This is a genomic window from Parvimonas sp. M20 (genome assembly GCF_035282425.1).
Classification (GTDB): domain Bacteria; phylum Bacillota; class Clostridia; order Tissierellales; family Peptoniphilaceae; genus Parvimonas.
Genome location: NZ_JAYKBQ010000210.1, coordinates 1 through 260, shown reverse-complemented (window position 1 = coordinate 260; position 260 = coordinate 1). Strand labels below are relative to the sequence as shown.

Annotated in this window: 1 protein-coding gene; it reads left to right on the top strand. The window is 52.3% G+C overall.

The annotated features are described in order from the left end of the window. A partial coding sequence (locus tag VJI93_RS08985; RefSeq protein ID WP_324009353.1) for a hypothetical protein occupies positions 1-260 on the top strand: 260 nt, incomplete at both ends.

The window sequence follows — 260 nt, the reverse complement described above, 5'->3', positions numbered from 1 at the left end:
GTGATTGGCTCTGATAAGGGATTGTTGTCTGCCCCACGTAAGAAGGGGACGCGGATTACCTTCCTGAAGGCCTATGCGGAAAAGAACATCAAGATCCAGAAGTGGGATACTGATGCACGTTCGCCTACCTTCGGCAAGCCTTTGGTGTATCGGGTTACGCCTTCGCGTGTGGATACCACGGGTTCGCGTACCATTCAGGATGTTCCCCCTGTTCTAGCGCCTTTTGATGTACATGCATCACACTGTATCCATGTGGCACG